At 66.6% G+C, this 21,863-nt stretch carries 17 protein-coding genes and 1 tRNA gene; 10 read left to right on the plus strand and 8 right to left on the minus strand.

Going from position 1 to position 21,863, the window contains the following annotated elements:
• The gene (locus QFZ33_RS23670) at window positions 1-1,185 is read left to right on the plus strand and encodes a cation:proton antiporter (RefSeq protein WP_307031551.1); all 1,185 of its coding nucleotides are present in this window, start codon (window positions 1-3) and stop codon (window positions 1,183-1,185) included.
• Between the two features lie 29 nt (window positions 1,186-1,214).
• Here the strand turns inward: QFZ33_RS23670 and dcd are convergent, their stop codons facing one another.
• Together dcd and QFZ33_RS23680 are read right to left on the minus strand one after the other, a co-directional pair.
• A complete protein-coding gene (gene dcd, locus QFZ33_RS23675; protein ID WP_214845472.1) occupies window positions 1,215-1,790 on the minus strand; it encodes a dCTP deaminase in 576 nt (191 codons plus the stop codon).
• 139 nt (window positions 1,791-1,929) lie between these two features.
• Window positions 1,930-2,376, minus strand: coding sequence for an SRPBCC family protein (locus tag QFZ33_RS23680; protein WP_307031553.1), 447 nt, complete (start codon window positions 2,374-2,376; stop codon window positions 1,930-1,932).
• 242 nt (window positions 2,377-2,618) lie between these two features.
• Between QFZ33_RS23680 and QFZ33_RS23685 the strand changes: the two genes are divergently transcribed.
• Window positions 2,619-2,692 (plus strand) — tRNA-Gly (locus tag QFZ33_RS23685).
• A gap of 28 nt (window positions 2,693-2,720) precedes the next feature.
• On the opposite strand, the gene QFZ33_RS23690 is transcribed toward QFZ33_RS23685, so the two are convergent.
• Complete coding sequence (locus tag QFZ33_RS23690) at window positions 2,721-4,049, minus strand: MFS transporter (protein WP_307031555.1); 1,329 nt, start codon at window positions 4,047-4,049, stop codon at window positions 2,721-2,723.
• A gap of 131 nt (window positions 4,050-4,180) precedes the next feature.
• On the opposite strand from QFZ33_RS23690, the gene QFZ33_RS23695 reads away from it, so the two are divergent.
• The gene (locus QFZ33_RS23695; protein ID WP_307031557.1) at window positions 4,181-5,035 is read left to right on the plus strand and encodes a LysR substrate-binding domain-containing protein; all 855 of its coding nucleotides are present in this window, start codon (window positions 4,181-4,183) and stop codon (window positions 5,033-5,035) included.
• A gap of 159 nt (window positions 5,036-5,194) precedes the next feature.
• Entirely contained in the window at window positions 5,195-5,449 is a 255-nt protein-coding gene (locus tag QFZ33_RS23700; RefSeq protein ID WP_307031559.1) for a hypothetical protein, read from the plus strand.
• An 87-nt stretch (window positions 5,450-5,536) separates the two neighbouring features.
• Here the strand turns inward: QFZ33_RS23700 and QFZ33_RS23705 are convergent, their stop codons facing one another.
• Both QFZ33_RS23705 and QFZ33_RS23710 read right to left on the minus strand, forming a co-directional pair.
• Window positions 5,537-9,061 carry a bifunctional proline dehydrogenase/L-glutamate gamma-semialdehyde dehydrogenase gene (locus QFZ33_RS23705; RefSeq protein WP_307031561.1) on the minus strand — a complete coding sequence of 1,175 codons (3,525 nt, stop codon included), beginning with the start codon at window positions 9,059-9,061 and terminating at the stop codon, window positions 5,537-5,539.
• Window positions 9,062-9,410: 349 nt separating this feature from the next.
• Window positions 9,411-10,871 (minus strand): amino acid permease, encoded by a 1,461-nt coding sequence (locus QFZ33_RS23710; protein WP_307031563.1) that lies wholly within the window; start codon window positions 10,869-10,871, stop codon window positions 9,411-9,413.
• 157 nt (window positions 10,872-11,028) lie between these two features.
• On the opposite strand from QFZ33_RS23710, the gene QFZ33_RS23715 reads away from it, so the two are divergent.
• The 4 genes from QFZ33_RS23715 to QFZ33_RS23730 all read left to right on the plus strand — a co-directional run bounded on the left by QFZ33_RS23715 (window position 11,029) and on the right by QFZ33_RS23730 (window position 14,783).
• A complete protein-coding gene (locus QFZ33_RS23715; RefSeq protein WP_307031564.1) occupies window positions 11,029-12,057 on the plus strand; it encodes a LysR substrate-binding domain-containing protein in 1,029 nt (342 codons plus the stop codon).
• Window positions 12,058-12,113: 56 nt separating this feature from the next.
• On the plus strand, window positions 12,114-12,542 hold the full coding sequence (gene panD, locus QFZ33_RS23720) for an aspartate 1-decarboxylase (protein ID WP_307031566.1): 429 nt from the start codon (window positions 12,114-12,116) through the stop codon (window positions 12,540-12,542).
• A gap of 139 nt (window positions 12,543-12,681) precedes the next feature.
• Entirely contained in the window at window positions 12,682-13,608 is a 927-nt protein-coding gene (locus QFZ33_RS23725; protein ID WP_307031568.1) for an AEC family transporter, read from the plus strand.
• Window positions 13,609-13,661: 53 nt separating this feature from the next.
• Entirely contained in the window at window positions 13,662-14,783 is a 1,122-nt protein-coding gene (locus tag QFZ33_RS23730; protein ID WP_307031570.1) for an FAD-dependent oxidoreductase, read from the plus strand.
• 30 nt (window positions 14,784-14,813) lie between these two features.
• Here the strand turns inward: QFZ33_RS23730 and QFZ33_RS23735 are convergent, their stop codons facing one another.
• Together QFZ33_RS23735 and QFZ33_RS23740 are read right to left on the minus strand one after the other, a co-directional pair.
• Window positions 14,814-17,441 carry a trehalase-like domain-containing protein gene (locus QFZ33_RS23735; protein ID WP_307031572.1) on the minus strand — a complete coding sequence of 876 codons (2,628 nt, stop codon included), beginning with the start codon at window positions 17,439-17,441 and terminating at the stop codon, window positions 14,814-14,816.
• 208 nt (window positions 17,442-17,649) lie between these two features.
• Entirely contained in the window at window positions 17,650-18,639 is a 990-nt protein-coding gene (locus QFZ33_RS23740; protein ID WP_307031574.1) for an LLM class flavin-dependent oxidoreductase, read from the minus strand.
• A gap of 154 nt (window positions 18,640-18,793) precedes the next feature.
• Here QFZ33_RS23740 and QFZ33_RS23745 point away from each other — a divergent pair, with 154 nt between their 5' ends.
• A complete protein-coding gene (locus QFZ33_RS23745; RefSeq protein WP_307031576.1) occupies window positions 18,794-20,506 on the plus strand; it encodes a helicase HerA-like domain-containing protein in 1,713 nt (570 codons plus the stop codon).
• 129 nt (window positions 20,507-20,635) lie between these two features.
• Window positions 20,636-21,628, plus strand: coding sequence for a hypothetical protein (locus QFZ33_RS23750; protein WP_307031578.1), 993 nt, complete (start codon window positions 20,636-20,638; stop codon window positions 21,626-21,628).
• Window positions 21,629-21,711: 83 nt separating this feature from the next.
• Here the strand turns inward: QFZ33_RS23750 and QFZ33_RS23755 are convergent, their stop codons facing one another.
• Window positions 21,712-21,849 (minus strand): hypothetical protein, encoded by a 138-nt coding sequence (locus tag QFZ33_RS23755; protein WP_307031579.1) that lies wholly within the window; start codon window positions 21,847-21,849, stop codon window positions 21,712-21,714.
• Window positions 21,850-21,863: the final 14 nt, after the last annotated feature.

Below are 21,863 nucleotides of genomic sequence, written 5' to 3' on the forward strand. Positions count from 1 at the left end.
ATGGACCGCGTGGCCCTGACGCTCATCGAACTGGGGGCAGTCGTGTTCTGCCTGGGCCTGCTGGCGAGGCTGGCCGGGCGGATCGGGATGTCCCCAATCCCGCTGTATCTTGTGGGTGGGCTGTGCTTCGGCGCGGGCGGGCTGGTGGAGCTGAGCGGCATGAAGGAGTTCTCCCACCTGGCGGGCGAGATCGGTGTGATCCTGCTGCTGCTTATGCTCGGTCTGGAATATACGGCGACGGAACTGGTGACGGGTCTGCGCAGATCGTGGAAGGCCGGAATCCTCGACTTTGTCCTGAATTTCGTCCCCGGGGCTGCCTTGGCTGCCCTGCTCGGCTGGGGAGTTGTCGGCGCCATGGTTATGGGTGGCGTTACGTATATATCGTCATCGGGCATTGCGGCCAAGGTCATCACGGACCTTGGCCGTATCGGTAACAGGGAAACCCCGGTAGTGCTCTCGATCCTGGTTTTCGAGGACCTGGCGATGGCTGTCTACCTGCCGATCCTCACCGCCACGCTCGCTGGGGTCAGCTTCCTCGGCGGCCTGCAGACCGTGGGCGTCTCGCTGGCTGTTGTCACCGTGGTGCTGCTGGTCGCCCTGCGGCACGGACACCACGTCTCCAAGGCCGTGCACAGCGAGAATTCCGAGGTCTTCCTGCTCAACCTGCTCGGCGCAGCCCTGCTCGTGTCCGGCCTGGCGGCAGCACTGCAGGTGTCCGCCGCGGTGGGCGCCTTCATGCTCGGCATCGCCATCTCCGGCGCCACGGCCCACAGCGCAACGCGGATCCTCGAGCCGCTGCGTGACCTCTTCGCCGCCATCTTCTTCGTGGCGTTCGGGCTCAACACCGACCCCGCCTCCATCCCGCCGGTGCTGGCGTGGGCGCTTGTCCTTGCGGTTCTCACCGCCGCCACCAAGATCATCACCGGAGCCTGGGCCGCGAAGCGCGCAGGCATCGCACGTCCGGGTCGCTTCCGCGCCGGAGCCGCGCTGATCGCCCGCGGCGAGTTCTCCATTGTCATCGCCGGCCTCGCCGTGACCTCCGGGGTGGTCCAGGCCGAGCTCGCCGCCCTGGCCACGGCCTACGTCCTAATCATGGCGGTCATCGGCCCGTTGGCTGCCCGCTACATCGAGCCACTCGTCAAGAAGTTCTCCCGCCCGGCGCGGCCGGAGCCGGTCCCGGCCTGAGATCCTGCGCAGGCGGACGGAAAACCGCGCTAGATGTCAGTGCGGTGGAAGTTCAGGTGGCTGCGGCTTGCGGTGGGCCCGCGCTGGCCCTGGTAGCGGTTGCCGTACTCGCCGGAACCGTAGGGGTACTCGGCAGCGGACGTCAGCCGGAAGAAGCAGAGCTGGCCGATTTTCATGCCGGGCCAGAGCTTGATGGGCAGCGTGGCCATGTTGGACAGCTCCAGCGTGACGTGTCCGGAAAAGCCGGGGTCGATGAAGCCGGCCGTGGAGTGGGTCAGCAGGCCGAGGCGGCCCAGCGAGGACTTGCCCTCGAGGCGCGCGGCGATGTCGTCCGGCAGCGTAACGGTCTCGTACGTGGAGCCGAGCACGAATTCGCCTGGGTGCAGGATGAACGCTTCACCCTCCTCCACCTCCACCAGCCGGGTCAGGTCGGGCTGATCCTCGGCGGGGTCGATGTGGGCGTATTTGTGGTTGTCGAAGAGGCGGAAAAAGCGGTCGATCCGGACGTCCACCGAGGACGGCTGGACCATCGCGGCATCGTACGGATCGAGGACGATCCGTTCGGAATCAATTTCGGCACGAATGTCGCGGTCAGAGATCAGCACACCCTCAAAAATACCATTGCCTCCGCTCTGCCCTGCCGCTGTGCTGCGTGAACAATCAGGCCGACGGTCTCACATCACACGGCCAGAAATAGAGCCGGGGATATTTTGAACAGGTCTCCAGGCAAATCCGAGCGGGGTCTCAGTCCGCCGTCGTCCGTCCTTCGATAACGTGGGGCAGCTTCTCAAGCTGCCGCACCGCCGCCCTGAGCCGGCCCCGATATGCCGGGCGGACAAAGCTCCAGAAACTCTTGGACGGTGCCTCCAGCGCGAACCGCACCCGGGTTCCGGCGCTCTCGGTGCTGAGGTAGAAACCGCCGCGCAGGAGGGACGGACCAGCCACCACCTGGAACTGGATTTCCGCGCCGGGCCGCGCCTGGGTGATCTCGTAATCGCGCGCCACCGGACGGCCTCGGGGACTGTCCATGGTCACCTGGTACCTGGCCCCCACGCTACCGGCGCTGCCCGAGCTGAGCCCCACGCTCCGGATGTCGGTCTGCCATCTCGGTAGATTCGCGCCGTCCAGGAGGAATGAGTAGACCGTCATGGCGTCGCGCGCAACGAGGACCTCGTGTTCTGCACCTGCCATGGGGATCCTTTTCCGACGTCGGGCCTGCCTTGCGTAGCCCGTTCCCCTGTACTGCAGCTAACGAGATTCAGGATAGTCACCTGCGCCGGTGCGCGGCCGCGCACCGCCCGGGCCTTTACCGAACAGTTACGGGAGCCTTCCCGGCCCGGTTTACCGACGCGATGACTCGGGATCCAGATGGCCGGCGTCGCCACACAACTGCGCTAAGCTAGGTTCTGCCCCGGGCAGTTTCCGGTGCGACTGCGGCTGTAGCTCAATGGTAGAGCGCTAGCTTCCCAAGCTTGATACGCGGGTTCGATTCCCGTCAGCCGCTCCACACCACCCTCATTGCGCGGCCCCCGGCGTCACACCGCCCGGCGCACCACCCGCAGCAGTCCCCGCCGGTTCCGCAGGTCCACCTTCAGCGTCAGCTCACCTTTGCGGGCAAGCACGACGGCGACAGTCGCGGCCGCGAGCGCCGGCACCCCTCCCGCCACCAGCAACCCGGCGTGCGGATCCACATGCTCGGCGATGAACCCGATCATGGGTCCGCCGAGGGCCTGGCCGCCGATCAGCACCATGATGTACAGGCTCATCACGCGGCCGCGGATGCTCATGTTGGAGCTGGTCTGCACCAGCTGGTTGGACGCGGTGAGGAACATCAGGCACCAGAACCCGGACAACACCAGGGCGGCGCCGAACAGCGGCAAGGTTGGGACGGCGGCGGAAAAGCACAGCATCAGCCCGTACATGCCGGCCGCCAGGACCACCGACCGCAGCCGGAGCTGCCGCCGCCGGGTAGAGGCGACCGCCCCGGTCAGCGCCCCGAGTGCCACGAGCGCATTCAGCATCCCGTAGCCGCCCGCGCCGATTCCGTACACGCGGTCCGCGAACGCGGCGAGCAGCACCGGCAGGCTCATGGCGAACACGGAGATGAAGCCCACCATAAGCCACGGCCAATAGATGGTGGGCTTGCTCAGCGCGTACCGCAGCCCCTCGCGCAGCATGCCCTTGGACCTGGGCGCCGGCGGGCTGACGAACAACTCGTCGCGGCGCAGCAGCAGGAGCATGGCCACGGTGGAGCAGCAGGCCGCGGCGTTGGCAGCGAAGGCCCAGCCGGCGCCGACGGCGGTCAGTAGCACCCCGGCGGTCGCCGGACCGATGAGGCCGCCCAGCTGGAACGTCGTCGAGTTCACGCTGATGGCGTTGCGCAGATACCGGGGCCCGACAAGCTCATGGACGAACACCTGCCTGGCCGGCTGGTCCAGCACGGTGACCAGGCCAAGTACCAGCGCGATGACGTAAACGTGAAAGACCTCGATCCTCCCGCTGAGCGCCAGGGCGGCAAGCGCAGCGGCGAGGACAGCCGCGGCCGACTGGCACAAAATGAGGATTTTGCGCTTGGAGAACCGGTCCGCGACCATTCCGCCCCACGGTCCCAGCAGAAGTGATGGCAGGAACTGCAGCGCCACTGTGAAGCCGACGGCGGTGACTGAGCCGGAAAGCTGGAGCACCAGCCAGTCCTGGGTGATCCGCTGCATCCAGATGGCGATGACGGCAATGAAGTGGCCCGTGGCGAAGAGCCGGAAGTTGGGAACCCGCAGCGAGATGAAGGTGTGCCGCCACGGAAGGCGTTCACTGACGACGGCGACGGGCTGGGTGACGGTGGCCAGTGGCGGCGGTGGGGGTGTCACAGGGGTTCCTCAGGTGAGCGGGCCGGCGGGGACGTCCTCAACGCTATGGCGCGCACCTTCAATTGTGGAAGACTATTGCTCCTATAACTATCATTGCCGAACGTAATGATGGCCCGGTGGAAGGAAGTCGCATGTTCGAACCGGCCCAGCTCAGATCCTTCGTGGCCGTTGCCGAAACGCTGAGCTTCACCAAGGCAGCAGAACGCTTGGGCCTGGCTCAGCCGACGGTCAGCCAGCACGTGCGCAAGCTTGAGGTCGCGGCGAAGCGAACGCTCATCAGCCGTGACACGAGGGACGTCAGGCTGACGGACAACGGCGATGCCATGGCCGGCTTCGCACGGAGCATTCTTGCGGCCCACGACGCCGCGGCCCGCTATTTTTCAGGCTCGGCCATGCGCGGGCGCCTGCGCTTCGGTACCGCCGACGACCTCGCCATCACCGGCCTGCCACGCATCCTGCGCGAGTTCCGGCAGATCTACCCGCAGATCAACCTCGAGCTCACGGTCGGCCAGAGCGACCAGCTGTACAAGCGCCTGAATTCCGGTCAGCTCGACCTCGTCTTCGTGAAGTGGGTGGCCGGCGCCAAGGACGGCACGGTGGTCCAGCACGACACCTTTTCCTGGGTGGGCCTCGAACAGACTGCGCTGGAACCCGGCCATCCGGTGCCGCTGATCGCCTATCCCGCGCCCAGCCTGAGCCGCAAGCTTGCCATCGACGCGCTCGAGTCCGTGGGCCGGACCTGGCGCATCACATGCACCACCAGGCAGATCAGCGGCGTGCTGGCGGCAGTCCGCGCCGGCATCGGGGTGGCCGTGATGCCGTCCTCGCTGGTTCCCGAGGACCTGAAAATCATCACCCGCCGCTTCGAGCTGCCGCCTGTGGGGGATGTGGATTTCACGCTGATCAGGAACCCACTGGCAAACGCCGAGGTGATCGACGCCCTGACCCAGGCCATCATGGGAAGAACCCTCAAGAAGCCTGTCTGAGCCGGCCGGGACCGGGGTAAGGCAGCAAAATGATTGATAACGGTTCGCAGCTGGCCTATGCTGTGACTGTTGCGGTCATGCAGCGGCCGCAAAATATGCACAGGTTTCGATAACGAACATGCTTGGTAATGACGCCCGTGTGTTCGGGATAGGTACGCCGTGACCACAGCCGCAAACCCCCGCTATACCCGCCACTCCATGACCGTGGACGCCGAATACGTCGGCCAGCCCAACTGCGAAAAATGCGGAACAGACGAGTTCATCTACCTTGAGTCCTTCGTGCCGCCCAAGCACCGCCAGGACGGCACCGTCCGGAAACTGGGCGAAGTCGCGTATACCTGCACGCGCTGCGAGGACTTTTCCGCACACAGCGTTCCGGCGTCGTGGGCTCCACCTGGCTGGTATCTGGGCTAAGCAGCATCCGGAAACAGAACGGGCGGGCACCTTGTGGGTGCCCGCCCGTTCTATTGCCCAATAAGTCTCGCTGGATCAGCGAGCCCCCTAGATCAGCGAGTCGGAGAGGTGGTTGGGCGTGCCGAACCGGTGCGCCGTGATGCTGACGGCCTGCTCGTGCAGGAACGGCAGCATTTCAATACGGCCGGCCTCGGTCACCTCGTGGGCGTAGATGGCCAGGTCCGGACGGCCGCCGGTCGCTTCGGCCAGGTCAGCTGCGGAGCCGCCGATCAGGCGGATGCGTCCGCCGGACAGCTTGTCCGCCGCGGCGAGACGCCCCGCGGATGCCAGCCACTCGGCGTCGTTCTCCACCGTCACGGGGATGTCCAGCCCGGTGAGCACGGAACGCAGCTGGGCGGGAAGTTCGACGCCGGAGGAGACGGTGAGCGGGGCAGCGGCTAGTACGCCGGCGGCTACTGTCCGGACGAGCGCCCGGAGGGATCCGCCGTCGGACAGCCGGACGGTGACCGGCAGAGCACGGTAGCGGAAAATGTTCCGCTCGGCGCTCAGGCCCGAGACATCCTTGGCGGTGCCGAATTCGTCCGCCCAGGCGAGGGCGTCGGAGCCGAGCGACCGCTGCAGGGCCTCCAGGCCGGCAGCGCCGAGTTCGCCCTTCACTGCGTCCACAAGCCGCTGCACCCTGCGGTTGGCGATGCCCGCCGAAGCGCCCTGGGTGCTCTCGGTGCTGGTCCAGCCGCCAAGACCGGCGAGGTAGTTGGGGCCGCCCGCCTTGGTGCCGGCGCCAACCGCCGACTTCTTCCAGCCGCCGAACGGCTGGCGCTGCACGATGGCACCGGTGATGCCGCGGTTGATGTAGAGGTTGCCTGCCTGGATGGTGTCCAGCCACAGCCCCAGCTCGTCGGTGTTGAGGGAGTGCAGGCCGGCGGTGAGGCCGTACTCGATCTGGTTCTGGATGGCGATGGCCTCTTCCAGGGTGTCCGCGGTCATGACACCGAGGACGGGACCAAAGAACTCGGTCAGGTGGAAGTAGGATCCGCGCTTGACGCCGTAACGCACGCCCGGGCTCCAGAGCCGGCCCGTCTCGTCCAACTTGCGGGGCTCAACGGCCCAGTTCTCACCGGCGCCGAGGGTGGTCAGCGCGTTGAGGAGCTTGCCGTTGGCGGGCTCGATGATCGGGCCCATCTGGCTGGTGGGGTCTTCCGGGTAACCGACCTTCAGCGACGTGACGGCGTCGATCAGCTGGTTGTGGAAGCGCTTGGACTTGGCCACGGAGCCCACCAGGATCACCAGCGAGGCGGCGGAGCACTTCTGTCCGGCGTGGCCGAAGGCCGAGTAGGCAACGTCCTTCGCGGCGAGGTCCAGGTCTGCGCTGGGGGTGACGATGATGGCATTCTTGCCGCTGGTCTCCGCGAGCAGTGGCAAATCCTTGCGGAAGGAGCGGAACAGCTCGGCGGTTTCGTAGCCGCCGGTCAGGATAACGCGGTCCACGGCGGGGTGCGAGATCAGCTGCTGGCCGAGCTCGCGTTCGCCCAGCTGCACCATGGTGAGCACGTCGCGAGGCACGCCGGCCTCCCAGAGTGCCTCGATCATCACGGCGCCGCTGCGGCGGGCCTGCTTGGCGGGCTTGATCAGGACGGCGGAGCCCGCGGCGAGTGCCGCGAGCGTGGAACCGGCGGGGATGGCCACCGGGAAGTTCCACGGCGGGGTGACCACGGTGAGCTTCGCCGGAACGAAGGTGGCGCCGTCGACCTGGTCCAGCTTGCGGGCAGACTCGGCGTAGTAGTGGGCGAAGTCAACGGCCTCGCTGACTTCGGGGTCGCCCTGGTCGATGGTCTTGCCGGTCTCGCTGGCCATAACCTCAAGCAGGTCAGCGCGGCGGGCCTCGAGGACGTCACCGGCGCGGTGCAGGATTTCGGCACGCTCCGCGCCGGACAGCGCACCCCAGGCCTTGCCCTTCTCGACAGCCGTTGCAATAACGGAGTTGAGGGTGTCCGCGTCGGCGATGGTGGCAGCGTCAACGGAGGCGTTGCCCAGGGTCGACGTCGGGACGCGGTCCAGGATGGCCCGGCCCCAGTCGCGGTTCGCGGGCAGGGACGGGTCCGTGTCCGGGGTGTTCTGGAAGCCGGTGCGGGGCATCGGCTCTGCCGGGAGGCTGCGGTTCTGCAGGCGGTTGGGCGGCGGGACCTCGTCGTCGAGCTCTTCCAGGGAGGACAGGAAGCGCTGCTTTTCGCGCTCGAACAGTTCCTCGTTTTCGCTGAGTTCGAAGACGGCGGACATGAAGTTTTCCTGGCTGGCGCCCTCTTCGAGGCGGCGGATCAGGTAGGCGATGGCGACGTCGAATTCGGCCGGATGCACCACCGGTGTGTAGAGCAGCAGGGAGCCGACGTCCTTCTTGACAGCCTCGGCCTGGCCCTGCGCCATGCCGAGCAGCATCTCGAATTCGACGCCGGACTCGACGCCGCGCTGCTTGGCCAGCAGCCAGGCGAAGGCGATGTCGAACAGGTTGTGGCCGGCCACGCCGATGCGGATGTTGCCGATCCGGTCAGGGTGCAGCGCGTAGTTGATGACGCGCTTGTAGTTGATGTCGGAGTCGAGCTTGGTGCCCCACGTGGCCAGCGGCCAGTCGTGCAGCGAGGACTCCACCTGCTCCATGGGAAGGTTGGCGCCCTTGACCACGCGGACCTTGATGGCGGCGCCGCCGTCAGCACGACGGGCGGCTGCCCATTCCTGCAGCCGGACCATGGCGGCGAGCGCGTCCGGGAGGTAGGCCTGGAGCACGATGCCGGCTTCCAGGTTCTTGAACTCGGGCTTATCCAGGATCCGGGTGAAGACCGCGATGGTCATGTCCAGGTCCTTGTACTCCTCCATGTCCAGGTTGATGAACTTGGCCTTCGGGAAGGAGGCGGCGCGGGCGAACAACGGGGTGAGCTTCTCGACGACGTGCTCCACGGCCTCATCGAAGGCCCAGGCCGAGTGCGGGGCCACGGTGGAGGACACCTTGATGGAAACGTAGTCCACATCCGGGCGGGCCAGCAGCGTGTGGGTTCCCTCGAGCCTGCGGGAGGCCTCGTGCTCGCCCAACACAGCTTCACCGAGCAGGTTCACGTTGAGCTTGATGCCGTCCTTGCGGATCTTGGCGATGGCCGGGCCCAGCTTGGAGTCGGTGGCGTCAACGATGAGATGGCCCACCATCTCGCGGAGGACCTTGCGGGCCACGGGAATGACGACCTGCGGCAGAACCGGGGCCATGATGCCGCCCATCTGGACAGCGCTGCGCATGTACCAGGGCAGGAAGGCGGGAACCTTCGGGGCGAGGGCTGCGAGGTTGCGGGCAGCGACGTGCAGGTCCTCGGGACGGACCACGCCGTCCACGAAGCCCACGGTGAAGTCCAGCCCGTTCGGGTCCTTGAGGACGCCGGCGAGCTGCTCGGCGGAGGCATCCACGGGAACCTTGCTGGCTTCGGTCAGCCAGCGGCGCACGAGGGCGATTGCGTCGGTGGCGAGGGCCGTCGCTTCGGCGACGTCGGACCCTGCCGAGGGGGTGGCGACGGCGCCGGCTACAGCGGCGTCCTTGCCTGCCTGCACGCGGTGATCCGTTGCGGTGTTGGTCATGGCTTTCCTCGTTCTTTCAGTGCGATGTGATCGTCTTATTTATCAGTATGAGCCTCACGTCTATTAAGATAAAGCGATCCTTCCTAAGCAGTACACGTTAGAAATACCGATCGTTCTTAAAGTCCGCCAGGGGCCCGATAACGACGCCCCTCGGGGCCGCGACCAGAGGGGTGAGGAAGCGTCGCAGACATCCCTGCAGGACCTGAGGAAGCGACGCGGAAACCCAAACGCTTCCTCAGCTTTCGTCGCTAAAAGATGAACCCTCCATCAGCTTTCGTCGCTAAAAGATGAACCCTCCCGCACCAGAGGTGCGGGAGGGTTCATCGGTAACGCGTCAGAAGAGAATGGGCTACACCTGCGTGTGCATTTCCACTGCCTCGTCGTGCCGCGGGCTGTTCGGGTTCATCAGCGAGTGCCGTTTGCCGTAGCCGAAGTAAATCACCAGGCCGATTACGAGCCAGATACCGAAGCGCAGCCAGGTCTCCCAGTGCAGCTGGAACATGAGGAAGGCGGAGGCCAGGACGCCGAATGCGGGGACCACCGGCATCAGCGGCAGGCGGAAGGTTCGGGGCGCCTCCGGCTTGGTGTAGCGGAAGATGATCACGGAAACGCACACCACCACGAACGCGGCGAGGATGCCGATGTTGGTGAGGTCGGCGACGGCCTTGATGGGGAACACGCCGGCCAGCAGCGCCGAGGCAATGCCACCGATCCAGGTCACGCGCTGCGGCGTACCGTGCCGGTCCGTCTTCGAGAACCAGCCGGGGAGAAGGCCGTCGCGGCTCATGGAGAACCACACGCGGGTGACACCGAGGAGGAACGTGAGCATCACGGTGAGGATGGACAGCACCGCGAAAACGGAGATGATGGTGGCGATGACGGGAAGGCCCACGCCCTGGAACGCTGACGCAAAGCCAGCGGCGGGATCGATGTCCCTGTAGTTCTGCATGCCTGTGAGCACGAGGGTGGCGGCAACGTAGAGCAGCATGGCGATGATGAGGGACAGGATGATCGCCTTGGGCATGTGCTTCTTGCCATCGGTCGCCTCTTCGGCCGCGGTACTCATGGCGTCGTACCCAAACACCGCGAAGAACACCGTGGCCGAGCCGGCCAGGACGGGTCCAAACCCGCTGGGCATGAACGGGTTGAAGTTTTGGGTATTGATGTAGAAGACGCCCAACCCGATGATGAACAGGATCAGGACAACCTTGATGGCAACGGCAATCAGTTCGAACCGGCCGAAAGTCTTGGTGCCGCGCGAGAGGATCCAGGTAACCAGCAGGCAGACAAGGATGGCGGGAAGGTTGATAATGCCCCCCTTGCCCTCGTCCGGCGTCGACGTCATCCAAACCGGCATATGAATCCCGATGCCGGACAGGAAGGCGTCGAAGTAGCCCGAAATGCCAATGGCTACCACGGCCACGATGGCGATGTACTCCAGCAGCAGGTCCCAGCCGATGAACCAGCCAATGATTTCGCCCAGGGCCACGTAGCCGTAGGTGTACGCCGAGCCGGCGCGCGGGATCATGCCGGCGAACTCCGCATAGGAGAGCGCAGCGGCAGCCGAGGCTAGGCCTGCGATCAGGAAGGAAAACAACACCGCAGGCCCGACGCCGGGCGTGTCGGCACTACCGTGCGCCACAAGTCCGGCCAGCGAGAAGATGCCGACGCCGATGATGCCGCCGACGCCGATCGCGGTCAACTGCCACAGTCCGAGGGACTTAAACAGTCCGCTGTGCTTGTTCTCTACTTCGATGTCGTCAATGGGCTTCCGCCTCAAGATTGACTGCGATGGATCTGTTGTACTCATCGGGACTCCTGCGTAGGTGCGGCCCCACCATTTCGCCCTGTGATGGGGATAACTCAATCTGTTTAGTATGCAAGCAGTATTGCATTAGATAAAGTGCATACTTCTAACCAGTATTCGTTAGTCCAACTATTCATTTCTGCAACCCGAGGAACAACCCATGCTTGACGTCCGCCGGTTGAGGCTGCTCCGCGAGCTGAAGATCCGGGGCACGCTCGCCGAGGTGGCAGCAGCCCTGCAGTACAGTCCATCCTCAGTCTCCCAACAATTGGCCCTGCTTGAGAAGGAAGTGGGCGTGGAACTGTTGAGAAAAACAGGTCGCCGCGTGCAGCTGACCCCGCAGGCTGAGGTTCTGGTGGCGCATACAGCGCACTTGCTGGAAACCTTGGAGCAGGCCGAGGCTGACCTGGCCGCGTCCCTGACCACTGTCTCGGGCACCGTGCGGATCGCCGTCTTCCAGTCCGCGGCACTGGCGCTCATGCCGGACGCGCTGACCCGCCTCGCCGCGACCTATCCCGAGGTCCGGATCGAAATGACACAGCGCGAGCCCGAGACGGCGCTGCATGAGACATGGGCCCGTGACTTCGACCTGGTCATCGCCGAGCAGTACCCCGGCCACGCCGCGCCCCGCTACCCGGAGTTGGACCGCGTGCGCCTCACGAGTGACGCCATCCGACTCGCGGTCCCGCCGGCCGCCGAGGGCAGGCCGAAAGTGGACTCGCTCGCGGACACGGCAGAGATGCCCTGGGTGATGGAACCGCGCGGCGCGGCCTCACGCCACTGGGCAGAGCAGGCCTGCCGGAGCGCAGGCTTCGAGCCCGACGTGCGCTTTGAAACAGCCGATCTCCAGGCCCAGATCCGCCTGATCGAGTCGGGGAACGCCGTCGCTCTGATGCCGGACCTGGTGTGGACCGGCCGGGGCACAACGGCCCAACTGCTGGACCTTCCCGGCAAGCCCAGGCGGACGGTCTTCACATCCGTGCGGCGTTCCGGCGCGCAGCGGCCCGCCATCCTCGCCGCCCGCGAAATCCTTGCCTCCACTGCCGCCTCCATTGCGGCCGCCCAGGAAATCGACACCGGAGCGGACGCCTCCGGCGCCCCCACAACGGCCACGACAACGGCGACGGCATCCGAAGGAACGGCAGCCGAGGGCACAGAAGGAACCGCACGAGGCGGAAAAGCGGTGTAACGGATGTTCCCTGGCTCACAGCCAAGCGTTGACCCCGGCGTTAGACTGTTGACGTTATGAATCGCACAATGTTTAAGTCCAAGATCCACCGGGCCACCGTCACGCACGCGGACCTGCACTACGTGGGTTCCGTCACCGTTGACCTGGACCTGCTCGATGCTGCCGACATCCTGCCCGGTGAGCTCGTGGCCATCGTGGACGTCACCAACGGCGCCCGTCTCGAGACCTACACCATCGCCGGCGAGCGCGGTTCCGGCGTCATCGGGATCAACGGCCCCGCAGCCCACCTGGTGCAGGAGAACGACACCGTCATTCTGATCACGTACGCGCAGATGACCACCGACGAAGCCAAGGCCTACCAACCCAAGGTTGTCCACGTGGACAAGGACAACCGCATCATCCAGTTGGGCAACGACCCCGCCGAAGGCCTCACCCCGGGTCTGCTGCGGCCCCCGTTCGCACTCAACAACGCCGCGCTGAGCTAGCACCGGCGCCTTCGGGTACCGGGTAAGACAACACAACAGCGAGATCCCTGCCACAACGTGAACCGCGGCTGAATAAATCTGATTAGGCTGGGATGGTGGATGCTGCCCCCTGCCTCAGCCTGCCCTTGGCGGCAACCCCGTGCTAGGCGTCCTCGCAGGCTTTTTCGTGGTCTGGTCCATCATTCTGGTGGGCATGTTCGTGGGCAGGCGCGACATCCTCGGCGAGAACGCGCGCCAGGTCCTCAGCGGGCTGACCTTCTTCGTTGCCAGCCCCGCGCTGCTCTTCGAGACGCTGAGCCGGGCGAGCCTGCGCGACGTGTTCGCCGCGCCGCTGCTCGTGGCTGCAGTCGGCGCCGCCACCACAGCCGCACTGTTCTTTGTCATCGTCAGGTTCCTGCTCAAACGCACCGTGCCGGAATCACTGATGTCGTCCATGAGCGCCTCACTGGCCAACTCCGCCAACCTGGGCATCCCCATTGCCGTGTACGTCCTCGGCGATGCCAGCCATGTCGCTCCCCTGCTGATCTTCCAGCTGGCGTTTTTCACGCCGATGTTCCTCATGGCCCTCGATGCCACCACCAGCTCGCACCGGACCACGCCGCCCCGGTTCATCATGCTGGTCCTGAAGAACCCCATGATTGTGGGTTCGGCCCTTGGGCTGCTGGTCGCCGGAACGGGCTGGCAGCTCCCGCCGCTGCTTCTGGAGCCCATCCACCTGATCGGCGGCGCCGCAATTCCGGCCATGCTGATGGCCTTCGGCATGAGCCTGAACGGCTCCAAGCCGCTGCAGGCGGCCGCCGGCCGGAGAACCGATGCCCTGCTGGCCAGCGGCTTCAAGCTGTTCGTGCACCCGGCCATCGCCTACCTCTTCGCGCGGTTCGCCCTCGGACTGGACGGGCCGGCGCTGTTCGCTGTGGTGGTCACGTCCGCCCTGCCCACCGCGCAGAATGTGTTCGTTGCCGCCAGCAGGTACAAGGCCGGGCTCACGGTCGCGAAGGACACCGTCCTGGTCACCACGATCGTGGCCGTGCCTGCGATGATCGGTGTGGCCCTGCTTCTGGCATAACTGCCGCCCCATCCCCGACCGCTCCGCGGCTGCCGCCCCGACTTGGAGGAACCTTGAACACCACCCTGGACACCGTGATCATCGGAGGCGGAGCCATGGGTTCCGCTGCAGCCTGGGCGCTGGCCGCCCGGGGGCGCGACGTGACCCTGCTCGAGCAGTTCACGCCCGGCCACCTTAAAGGTGCATCGCACGGCGCCACCCGGAACCTGAGCCTTGCCTACGCTGAACCCGAGTACGTGGCCATGCTCGCGGAAACGCTGAGGCTCTGGAGTGAGCTCGAGGACGAGACCGGCGAACGGCTGCTGGTGCGCACCGGCGTCGTGAACCACGGCCCCGACCCGCGCCTCGGCGAGATCCACGCAGCTCTGAACAGCGCCGGCCTCCGGGCGGACTTCGTTCCGCTGGCTGAAGCCGGCGAGCGCTGGCGCGGCATTCGCTTTGACCAGCAGGTTCTCCACATGCCCGACGGCGGCCAGCTCAACCCGGAGGCCGCCCTTCCGGCGTTCCAGCGGCTCGCGGCACGGAACGGCGCGGCCGTCCGGCACGGCGTGAAGGTTGTGGGGCTGGAAATACTCGACGACGGCGTCCGGCTGACCGTGGACGACGGGGGCCGGACGGAGGTGCTCACCGCCCGGCAGGCGGTGGTCACCGCGGGCGGCTGGACCTCCAAGCTGCTGGCAGGATCGATCGCCACGCCGCGCCTGACCGTCACGCAGGAGCAGCCGGCACATTTCGGCATCACCGACGACGGCGCCGCCTGGCCCGGGTTCAACCACTTCCCCGGCGAGGGCGGGGATTACGCCGGCTGGTACTCCCCCGTGTACGGCATGCTGACCCCCGGAGAGGGCGTCAAGGCGGGCTGGCACGGTGTGGGGCCCGTGGTGGACCCGGACCGGAGATCCTACCTGCCCGAACCGCGCCAGCGCGCAGCGCTGCAGCAGTACGCGAGGGACTGGCTGCCCGGCGTGGACGCCGACGCCATGACCGACATCAGCTGCACCTACACCACCGCCCCGGACCACAACTTCGTGCTGGACCGGATCGGGCCCGTGGTCATCGGGGCGGGCTTCGCCGGCCACGGCTTCAAGTTCACTCCGGTGGTGGGCCGGATCCTCGCGGACCTTGCCACCGGAGAGGGCCCCGCGCCGGAGATCTTCGCTGCCTCCCGGGCTTAGACGCTAGCTTCCGGATAACTCCCGCCCCGGCTAACCGCGCTGGTGCCGGTCCAGGAGCCGGGCGCAGCGGATGAACCCAAGGTGCGAGTACGCCTGCGGATGGTTCCCCAGATGAGTCTCGGTGCCCGGATCGTACTCCTCCGGGAGCAGCCCGGTGGGTCCGAACAGATTCACCAGCTGGTCGAAGAGGTCCCAGGCGTCGGCGATCCGGCCTACCGCCACGTACGCCTCGATCAGCCAGGTGGTGCAGATGTGGAAGCCGCCCTCCAGGCCCGGCAGACCGTCGTCGTACTTGTACCGGAAGACCGTGGGTCCCACCCGCAGTTCCCGCTCCACGGCCGTGACGGTGTCCAGGAACCGCTGGTCGTTGACGTCGAGCAGGCCGGACAGCCCGATGTGCAGCACCGCGGCGTCGAGGTCGGGGCTGTCGTAGGCGACGGTGTAGGACGCGGCGCTATGGTCCCATCCCTCGCGGAGCACCTCGTCCCGGATGGTGGCGGCCGTGTCAGCCCAGGCCGGCTGGGGGCTTCGGCCGTGGCGGGCAGCGGTGCGGAGGGCCCGGTCCAGGGTAACCCAGCACATCACTTTGGTGTAAATGTGGTGCCGCGGCGCGCGGCGCGCCTCCCAGATGCCGTGGTCCGCCTCATGCCACCGAGCCAGCACGGCGCTGGCCATCTGGACCAGCAGCTCCCAGTGCCCGTCCGCCAGAGATCCCCGGGACTCACTCAGCCCGTGGATCAGCTCCGCAATCGGGCCAAACACATCCAGCTGGACCTGGTGGTCCGCGGCGTTGCCGATCCGCACGGGACGCGATCCCGCATATCCGGGGAGGCTCTCGATGATGGCCTCCGTTGACAGCGGCGCGCCCGTCACGGAATACAGCGGATGCAGCCACTCCGGCCCCGGGGCGTTCGCCAGGATGCCGGTCAGCCACCTGAGGAATCCGTCCGCCTCCACTGTTGACCCCAGGTCCACCAGGGCGTTGACAGTCATGGAACCGTCACGCAGCCAGCAGTAGCGGTAATCCCAGTTGCGGGTGCCGCCGATGCCCTCCGGAAGGGACGTGGTGGGAGCCGCGAGCACGGCGCCGGTGGGCTCATGGACCAGTGCGCGCAGCACGAGGGCCGAACGCCGAACTAGGGACGGTTTGACGGACGGCAGCGTCAGGCCCTTCACCCAGCGGTTGGAATGATGCGCGACGGCGGCCCTGCGGTCCGCTTCGTCCGTCCCGTCCGGGTGCTGGGGTTCCGTATCGCCGCACCGGAGGTTGAGGACAACCGGTCCGTGCCGCAGGTTAACCTCGGCGGTGGCTGTTGCGTGCCGCCCGTCCGAGGTGATGGCGAAGCTAACGTCCGGCGCCAGCAGAATGATGGGGTCGGAGGTGCCGACGACGTGAAGCTCGCCGCCGCGGGCCTCCATGCTGAACGGCGCATTGGCGTAGTCCGGCCGGGGCGCGAAAACGATCCGGGCCGCCCCGGTTCCGGACAGCACCCGGACCAGGCTGGTGATGCCGTCCGGGGCCGGTTCAAGATAGTCCGTCACGGTGACGTCCGCCCACCGCGTTTCCACGATCATGGTGCTGTCCACGTACCGCTGCCCCAGCACCCGCGACGCCTTGACCGGTTCCACGGAGAAGTGACCGGCGGCGTCGCCGCCCAGGATATGGGCAAAGAGGGAGCCAGAATCCGGCAAGGGGTGGCTCATCCAGCAGATCTTTGCCTCGGGCGTCACCAGCGCGGTGGAGGAGCCGTTCCCGATCATGGAGTGCCTCTCCAGGCCCACGGCGTCCTCGCCGAAAAGCCAGGCACGGCGCAGTTCGAAGAGGATTCCGAGCACGCGCGCGAAGGACTCCGGATCCTTCAGCCGGTGTTGGGCCGACGCGGGCAGGTCCCCCACCCACAGGCCCATGTCCGGGCCGCGGAGCGTGGTCATGGCCAGTTCGTCGCTCATGGCATCGCCCGCGTACAGCGCGGCGCTCACACCCAGCCGCGCGCGCAGGTGGTCCAGGGCATCGGCCTTGGAGGGCTGCACCACGGACAGGTCCAGGACGGAGCCGTCCACAATGAAGAACAGTCCGAGGGCCCGGGCAACCTCCTCCGCCTTCGTGGCAGACTTGGCCACGACGTCCGGGGCGGCGGACCTGGTGTGGACAGAGACCGCGACGGGCTTCCGTTCGATGCTGATTCCCTTGTAGGCACCCACCGCTTCGAGCAGCGCCTGGTTTGCCTGCTGCAGCACCGACTCGGTGGCCAGGGACAGTCCGTGGGCGAATCCCATGTCGAACTCCGCGCCGTGCGAGCCCACCAGGTGGACCTCTGCGGGAAGCCTGGAAACCGCAGCCAGGTCGCGCAGGGACCGTCCGGAGATGACGGCGGCATGCGTGTTTGGCAGGGCCGCCAAGGCCCGGAGGGCGATGGCCGCGCCGCCGAGGGGCAGTGTTTCCGTGGAGATGCCTTCGGCGGCACACAGGGTTCCGCCGTAATTGCAGGCGACGAGCAGTCCCGGCGTCCGCGCCAAGATCTTCAGTTCGCCGAGCAGTTGGGGTGTCAGTCCGTCGTCGCCCGCCTCGGACTGGACGAAGGCCCGCAGCAGGCCCAGCGGAAGGGATTTGGTCAGCAGTGCGGAATCGGCCACCGTCTGGTTAAGCGGAGTGGGCATGCGCGGCAATCCTTCGGATCATCCCCAAGCGGTCTTGGACACTTAAAGTGTCCGCCGCGGCCGTTTCCCCTGAATATCCCGGTTATTGCGTTCGTGTAACTTCGTGGCCTCCGGTCCTGTCAAGCATCAGCAGGTGGGCGAATCGACCTGCGGGTTTAGTCAAGGGCAGCCCCGGACAGGGCCGGCAAATGTTTCGTTGCCGCAGAGCTCAGACGCTCACCAGTCCGGCCGCCTCCGCCAGGAGCTCCACCGAGCGCAGCCGCTCTGCGGTGCCGGTGCTCTGGTGCGCCACGATGAGCTCGTCGGCATCGGCGTGCCGGGCGAAGCCCTCCAGGTAGTCCAGCACGACGTCCGCGGTGCCCACAGCCGAGTACTTCATCATCTGCGAGACGTGCTGTCCCTGCGGCGAGTCCAGGATCATGTCCGCTTCGTCGTCGGTGAATTGCCGCCCGCCACCGAAGAACAGCGAGACGCGGGCCCGCATCGTGGCGCGCAGCATCTCCTGGGCGTCCGAGGCAGCATCGGCGGCCACCACGTTGACGCCCGCGATGACGTGGGGGGCGGACAGCTGCTCCGACGGCTTGAACTCCCGGCGGTACACGGCGACGGCGTCCTGCAGCGCATTCGGGGCGAAGTGGGAGGCGAAGGCGTACGGCAGCCCCAGCTGGGCCGCCAGCCGTGCTCCGAAGAGGGAGGAGCCCAAAATGTACAGGGGCACGTTGGTTCCCCTGCCCGGTGTTGCCTCCACCCCCTGCACGCGGGTGGGCCCTGTCAGGTAGCCCTGCAGTTCCAGGACGTCCTGCGGGAAGGTATCGGCCGAGTGCGGGTCACGGCGCAGTGCCCGCATGGTGTTCTGGTCGCTGCCGGGCGCACGTCCCAGGCCCAGGTCGATCCGCCCGGGGTGCAGGGTCTCCAGGGTGCCGAACTGCTCGGCGATGGTGAGTGGAGAATGGTTGGGCAGCATCACACCGCCTGCCCCGAGCCTGATGCTCTCGGTGTGCGCGGCGACGTGGGCGATCAGCACGGATGTGGCCGACGACGCGATGGAAGACATGTTGTGGTGCTCGGCGTACCAGACGCGCTGGTACCCGAGCTTTTCGGCCAGCTGTGCCATGGCGACGCTCCCGGCAAAGCTCTCCGCCGCCGTCTGGCCCTTGCCGATGGTTGCCAGGTCGAGGATGGAGAGGGGAACAGTCACGGCAGGACGGCCTTTCGTAGGGGGTTGCGCAGCTGCCGGCCCAGCGGTGGTCCGGCACATTGGGAACAACGACGACGGCACCCGGGTTATTTCTGTCTGGCCCGGTGACGCTGTCCACATATCCCGTCCATGCGCCTGCCGCTATGCTGGCGGCATGGCCAACAAGTCCACTGCAGATAAAGTAGCCACCATCCAAAAGGGCTATGCCCTGGAGGGTGCCACCATCGAGCTGGGTGCCGCCATCGTCGACGGCGAACTGCACAAGGACGCTCCGGTCCGGCTGCCGCTGTCCATGATGAACCGGCACGGGCTCGTGGCTGGCGCCACCGGCACGGGCAAGACCGTCACTCTGCACATGATGGCGGAACAGCTCTCGACCGCCGGGGTGCCCGTGTTCCTGGCGGATATCAAGGGCGACCTTTCCGGGCTAGCCACGGCGGCCGCCGGGAGCGACAAGCTGGCGAAGCGGACCGAGAGCATCGGGCAGGCATGGTCGGGGAAGACGTTTCCGGTGGAGTTCCTGGCCCTCGGCGGGGACGGCGACGGCATCCCGGTCCGCGCCACGATCACGTCGTTCGGGCCCATCCTGCTCTCCCGCGTACTGGAGCTCAATGACACCCAGGAATCCAGCCTCCAGCTCGTGTTCCATTTTGCGGACAAGAACAACCTCGAGCTGGTGGATCTGAAGGACCTGCGCGCCGTCATCCAGTTCCTTACCGCCGACGAGGGCAAGGAAGCGCTCAAGGAACTGGGCGGCCTGTCCAAAGCCACTGCCGGCGTCATCCTGCGCGAGCTGGTGGCTCTCGAGGCGCAGGGCATGGAGCGTTTTTTCGGCGAGCCGGAGTTCGACACCGCCGAGCTGCTCCGCACGGCGCCTGACGGGCGCGGCGTCATCAGCTGCCTGGAGCTGCCCACCCTGCAGACCAAGCCGATGGTTTTCTCCACCTTCCTGATGTGGCTTCTCGCGGATCTGTTCGAGGACCTGCCCGAAGCCGGTGACCTCGACAAACCCAAGCTCGTGTTTTTCCTCGACGAGGCGCACCTGCTCTTCAATGACGCCTCGAAGGCCTTCCTGGAAGCCATCACCACCACGGTCCGCCTGATCCGCTCCAAGGGAGTGGGCATTTTCTTCGTCACGCAGACTCCGAAGGATGTCCCTGCGGATGTCCTCGGGCAGCTGGCCAACCGCGTCCAGCACGCGCTCAGGGCTTTCACGCCGGAGGATGCGAAGGCGCTCAAGGCCACCGTCTCAACGTTCCCTGTGAGCGACTATGACCTCGAGGAGACCCTGACGTCCGCGGGCATCGGCGAGGCTGTCATCACGGTCATGAACGAGAGGGGCGCGCCGACGCCGGTTGCCCTGACCCGGCTCCGGGCACCGGAGTCCGTCATGGGCCCCAGCACCGGCGAACTGGTCCGGAGCAGCGTGGCGGGGTCGGCGCTGCTCGCGAAGTATGGCACCGCGGTGGACAACGTCTCCGCCTACGAGAAGCTGACCGGCAAGGCCGGAGCGCCCACCGGCGCCGCGGCAGCCGGGCAGCCGCCGGCGCCCTCGCCCGAGGTGTTCGTCCCCGGCAGTCCCGACCCAACGGCGGTCGACGACGAAGCCCGCCGCATCGAGGAGGAGATCCTTGGCCGTCCCAGCAGCAGGCAGCCTGGCAGCGGTGGCGCCGGCAGCGGGCCAGTTTCCCTGCCCCCGGCCAGACGCCAGGCTCCCCAGTCCGGCGGCATGATGGGGGACATCACCGGCGCCCTAGGCGGGGCCCTTGGCAGCGGCCTGAAAAGCATGGCCCGGTCCATGGGAACGCAGCTGGGCCGGGAACTCCTGCGGGGCGTTTTCGGCACCTCGTCCCGGCGGCGCCGCTAGCGGAAAAGCAGCGCCGACAGCGGCGGGTTAGACCCGCCGTCGGGCGTTTCCGCGTGCCCGCCGAGCGTCACGGGGACCGCCGCTACTCCATAGTTGGCTGACCTTGCAGGTAACGTGGGGTGAGTGCAAATGAGTCAAGCGTTGGTGAAGACGGCGGCCGGATGGCTGTTGGGCCTCATGCTTGCCATCGTTGGCGCCATCGTTTCGGTCAACCTGGTCAACTCCTCCGTGGCCAGTCCGCAGCAGCCGGTGCGCGAATACCTGGAGGCCCTGCAGCACGGCGAAGGCGAGCGGGCGCTGGGCCTGCTCCGTGCGTCGGTGCCCGACGCCGACCCCGCCATGCTTGACGGCACGGCGCTGCAGACGTCGGCCGCGCGGATCACGAACGTGAAGCTCGGCGCCGCAGTAGGGCGCGGCGGCAACCGGGTGATGGTGCCGATGGACTACACCATCGACGGCAGCCAGCTGCACACCGAGTTCCTGCTGGAGAGCACCGGCACGGAATGGCTGTTCTTCCACAAGTGGTCCTTTGTGCCGTCCACGCTGCCCACCGTTAGCGTGACGGTGGTGAACTCCAGTGAGGCAACGTTTAACGGCGTGCCGGTGAACATGCCCGGCGGCCACAACAGCTTTGCGGTGTTCTATCCGGGCGAGTACGAGGCGTCCCTCAACGGCCAATACTTCGCCGCACCGCCCACGCGGGCCACGGTCTCCGGACGGGAGGCTCCCGCCGCACCGCTGAACCTGCTCACGCATGCCACGGACGAGCTGAACCAGGCGGTGTCCGCACGGGTCAAGGAATTCCTCGACAAGTGCGCGGCCGAAGCCGGCCAGCAGCAGCGGCTCCAGCCCGACTGCCCGTTCTACCACGTCACCAACAACCGCGTTGTGCTCGGGACCATCAAGTGGAGCATCACCGAGTACCCGAAGATCACCATCGAGCCCTTTGACGGCAAGTGGGTGGTGGCGCCGCTGGACGGCAAGGCAAAGCTCACTGCCGAGCAGATCGACCTGTTCAGCGGGGCCGTCTCGCCCCTGGACGTGCAGCACGATTTCAGCTTCACGACGCGTCTGGACATCAACGGCGACACCATCAAGGTCACGCCGCTCCTCACCTTCTAGGGCCCGCCAGCTCGCTGAACCGGGCTGGTCCAGCTGCGGCCAGCGCAACGAACCCCTCGCCAAGACCTCCCGAACCTGGGCGATCATCGCTTGGGGGCGTGAACGACGTCGTAAAAGAAGCGAAGCACCGGCAGCCCCCGAACAAGGGCTGCGTTGTCCCGCCGCCGGTCCTTCTTGAACTGCCGCGGTTCGGGGTGGAAGGCGATTCCGTCGAGTTCCACTATGAGGCCCGCTG

This window comes from Arthrobacter globiformis, from assembly GCF_030815865.1.
Lineage (GTDB): Bacteria > Actinomycetota > Actinomycetes > Actinomycetales > Micrococcaceae > Arthrobacter > Arthrobacter globiformis_B.